Annotated in this window: 2 rRNA genes; both read right to left on the bottom strand. The window is 52.9% G+C overall.

Features of this window, described 5'->3' with window-relative positions:
* Positions 1-30: 30 nt before the first annotated feature.
* A 5S ribosomal RNA gene (rrf, locus tag ACGYLA_RS19405) occupies positions 31-145 on the bottom strand.
* Positions 146-322: 177 nt separating this feature from the next.
* A 23S ribosomal RNA gene (locus ACGYLA_RS19400) occupies positions 323-2975 on the bottom strand; the annotation flags it as partial.

The raw sequence follows: 2975 nt of genomic DNA, 5'->3' as shown, positions 1-2975 counted from the left end.
GAGAGATACTGTAGTCTAGGAACTTATTAGGTTTGGCGATGACCTACTCTCCCACGTCTTAAGACGCAGTACCATCGGCGCTACGGCACTTAACGGCTGGGTTCGGGATGGGACCAGGTGTTTTGCTCGCGCTATGATCACCAAACCGAATAAATTCCTAGTAGCGCTCTGCGCAGGAGAACGGCGGCGGGAGGCGGGGTATCCGAAGGATGCCCGTTCCCGCTCCGTCTCCATTGGAGCGCAAAGCGTGTTTGTCCAAGTCATGTACGACTGATTGTATGTGTATGCTTTTGATCAGTAAGCAGTCTTGCTTCTACTGGATCAAATCAAGCCTATCGAGCAATTAGTACCAGTCAACTGAACGTATTACTACGCTTACATCTCTGGCCTATCGACGTGGTGGTCTACCACGGCTCTCAGGGATACCTTGTTTTGAGGGGGGCTTCCCGCTTAGATGCCTTCAGCGGTTATCCTGTCCGATCATAGCTACCCAGCACTGCAATTGGCATTACAACTGGTCCACCAGTGGATCGTTCACCCCGGTCCTCTCGTACTAGGGGCAACTCCTCTCAAGTATCCTACACCCACGGAAGATAGGGACCGAACTGTCTCACGACGTTCTAAACCCAGCTCACGTACCTCTTTAAACGGCGAACAGCCGTACCCTTGGGACCTGCTCCAGCCCCAGGATGAGATGAGCCGACATCGAGGTGCCAAACACTGCCGTCGATATGGACTCTTGGGCAGTATCAGCCTGTTATCCCCGGCGTACCTTTTATCCGTTGAGCGATGGCCCTCCCACTTGGGACCACCGGATCACTATGGCCGTCTTTCGACTCTGCTCGACTTGTCAGTCTCGCAGTCAGGCTGGCTTCTGCCATTGCACTCAACGAGCGATTTCCGACCGCTCTGAGCCAACCTTCGCGCGCCTCCGTTACGATTTAGGAGGCGACCGCCCCAGTCAAACTACCCGCCACACAGGGTCCCGGAACCGGATAACGGTCCGCGGTTAGACATCAAGCAGAACAAGGGTGGTATCTCAAGGGAGGCTCCACCGAGACTGGCGTCTCGGTTTCAAAGCCCACCACCTATCCTGCACATGTTCGGCCTAATGCCAGTGTGAAGCTGTAGTAAAGGTGCACGGGGTCTTTCCGTCTAACCGCGGGTAACCGGCATCTTGACCGGTAATTCAATTTCGCTGAGTCTATGTTGGAGACAGCGGGGAAGTCGTTACGCCATTCGTGCAGGTCGGAACTTACCCGACAAGGAATTTCGCTACCTTAGGACCGTTATAGTTACGGCCGCCGTTTACCTGGGCTTCAATTCAGAGCTCTCACTCCTCCTTTTAACCTTCAGGCACCGGGCAGGCGTCAGACCCTATACGTCGTCTTGCGACTTCGCAGAGCCCTGTGTTTTTAATAAACAGTCGCCACCCCCTGGTTTGTGCCCCCAGCCCCTAGTTGCCTAGGAACCGGGCCTCCTTCTCGCGAACTTACGGAGGTATTTTGCCGAGTTCCTTCAACATAGTTCTCTCAAGCGCCTTGGTATTCTCTACCTGTCCACCTGTGTCGGTTTAGGGTACGATCTGATGATGGAGCTATTTCCAGGGACCGCTCAGCAGCCCATCCAATCCGATAAGGATGAACTACCCCTGCGATCCGTCACTTCCATCTGGCCCAGGAATATTAACCTGGTTCCCATCGACTACGCCTTTCGGCCTCGCCTTAGGGGTCGGCTTACCCTGCTCAGATTAGCTTTAAGCAGGAACCCTTGGACTTTCGGCGAGAGTGTCTCTCACACTCTTTGTCGCTACTCATGTCATCATTCTCACTAGTGATCTCTCCACCGGATCGCTCACGCGCCGGCTTCACAGAAAGCTCCTTGTGTCCAATACGTCCCGAGGGACGATAAGGACACATGGAACTATGTCACACTACGCTCTGCTACCATGCAATAAATGCATCCTCGGCTTCGGCTCATGGCTTGAGCCCCGTTACATCTTCGCCGCAAGACAACTTATTTAGACCAGTGAGCTGTTACGCTATCTTTAAAGGATGGCTGCTTCTAAGCCAACCTCCTGGTTGTTTTGGTCGTCTCACCTGCTTTCCCACTTAGCCATGAATTAGGGGCCTTAGCCGGAGGTCAGGGTTGTTTCCCTCTCCACGACGGACGTTAGCATTCGCCGTGTGTCTGCCATCCAGTACTCCTCGGTATTCGGAGTTTGGTTAGGATCAGTAAGCCTGTGGGGCCCCATTACCCATCCAGTGCTCTACCCCCGAGGGTATTCGGATGACGCTCTACCTAAATAGATTTCGCAGAGAACCAGCTATCTCCGAGTTTGATTGGCCTTTCACCCCTAGGCACAGCTCATCCCGATCTTTTTCAACAGATGTGGGTTCGGTCCTCCAATAAGTGTTACCTTATCTTCAACCTGGCCATGCCTAGATCACTCGGTTTCGGGTCTGATCCCACGAACTCGACGCCCTATTAAGACTCGCTTTCGCTGCGCCTACACCTAACGGCTTAAGCTTGCTCGTGAGACCAAGTCGATGACCCATTATACAAAAGGTACGCTGTCACATCGCAAGGATGCTCCAACTGATTGTAGGCGTTCGGTTTCAGGTACTGTTTCACTCCCCTCGTCGGGGTGCTTTTCACCTTTCCCTCACGGTACTGGTTCACTATCGGTCAGTAAGGAGTACTTAGCCTTCGAAGGTGGTCCTCCGATCTTCAGACAGGATTTCACGTGTCCCGCCCTACTTAATACGTCCAATCATGCTTCTTATACGGGACTATCACCCACTTTGGTTGCGCATTCCAACGCATTCTAATCACACTCATGGCTCGGCTGGTCCCCGTTCGCTCGCCGCTACTAGGGGAGTATCAATTGATTTCCTTTCCTCCGGGTACTTAGATGTTTCAGTTCCCCGGGTTTGCCTTTTTAAGCCTATATATTCAGCCTAAAAATACCTGGT

Origin of the sequence: Sulfitobacter sp. 1A13679, assembly GCF_043557115.1 — a bacterium.
In the GTDB taxonomy this organism is placed as follows: Bacteria; Pseudomonadota; Alphaproteobacteria; order Rhodobacterales; family Rhodobacteraceae; genus Sulfitobacter; species Sulfitobacter faviae.
The sequence above is the reverse complement of the archived record's forward strand: the minus strand, read 5'-3'. Positions and strand labels throughout refer to the sequence as shown.